This window comes from Rhodococcus sp. GQ147, assembly GCF_059759155.1.
This window is the reverse complement of sequence record NZ_JCAXDU010000059.1, coordinates 1-1336: the sequence shown is the minus strand read 5'-3', so window position 1 is coordinate 1336 and position 1336 is coordinate 1. Positions and strand designations below refer to the sequence as shown.

The window sequence follows — 1336 nt, the reverse complement described above, 5'->3', positions numbered from 1 at the left end:
AGTAGTGCCCCATAGAGTGGTGTAACCCGGTGACCAGCACCACAACCGACAGCGTGTCGCTGCTGGACGTGAAACGGTCACCGCGTGATCCTTCGAGTCAACCTTCCACAGAATCCTCGAACGGAGTCATCACGATGACCGCACCCCACATTGTCGACCCTGCGGGTGTATTGCACCAAGCCCTGACCGACGCGTCTCCCGACCTGATGCGCGAACTGCTACAAACCATGATCAACGCCCTGCTGTCCGCCGAAGCCGACGCGGTCTGCGGCGCCGAATGGGGCCGACAGTCCACCGAACGAGTCAACCAGCGCAACGGATACCGACGCCGCCCGCTCGACACCCGCGTCGGCACCATCGACGTCGCCGTCCCCAAACTCCGGTCCGGGACGTATTTTCCCGAATGGCTCCTCGAACGCCGTAAACGCGCCGAAGCGGCATTGATCACCGTGGTCGCCGACTGCTACCTGGCCGGGGTCTCCACCCGCCGGATGGACAAGCTGGTCAAAACCCTCGGCATCAACGCACTGTCGAAGTCCCAGGTCTCACGCATGGCCGAAGACCTCGACGAACAGGTCGCCGCGTTCCGGCAACGCCGACTCGATCACGCGGGCCCGTTCACGTTCGTCGCCGCCGACGCATTGACGATGAAAGTCCGCGAGAACAAGCAGGTCGTGAACGCAGTCGCGATGGTCGCCACCGGAGTCAACGCCGACGGGCACCGCGAAGTGCTGGGCCTGCACGTGGCCACCAGCGAGACCGGTCCGGCATGGAACACCTTCTTCGCCGACCTGGTCGCCCGCGGTCTGAGCGGGGTCCGGGTGGTCACCTCCGATGCACACCGTGGTCTGGTCGATGCGATCGCGGCGAACCTGCCCGGTGCTGCGTGGCAGCGATGCCGGACCCATTACGCGGCGAACCTGATGGGTGTGTGTCCGAAGAGCATGTGGCCGGCGGTCAAGGCGATGTTGCATTCGGTCTACGACCAGCCGACCGCCGATGCGGTCGATGCCCAGTTCGATCGTCTTGTCGAGTACACCGAGGACCGGCTCCCGGCGGTCGCCGAGCACCTGGGCAATGCCCGTCAGGATCTGTTGTCGTTCAGCGCATTTCCGAAGGATGTGTGGACTCAGGTGTGGTCGAATAATCCGGCCGAGCGTCTCAATCGAGAGATCCGACGTCGGACCGATGCGGTGGGGATCTTCCCCAACCGTGACGCGGTCGTCAGGTTGGTCGGTGCTGTTCTGGCCGAGCAGACCGATGAATGGACGGAGGGCCGGCGGTATCTCGGGCTCGAGGTGCTGGCTCGTTGTCGTGCTGTGGGCACCGCGCCGGA

General features: G+C 64.4%; 1 protein-coding gene. It reads left to right on the top strand.

Annotation, left to right across the window (positions count from 1 at the left end; all coding sequences use genetic code 11):
* Positions 1-134 precede the first annotated feature (134 nt).
* The coding region (locus AC6CID_RS25000) for an IS256 family transposase (RefSeq protein ID WP_498354664.1) at positions 135-1336 on the top strand (1202 nt) is incomplete at its 3' end.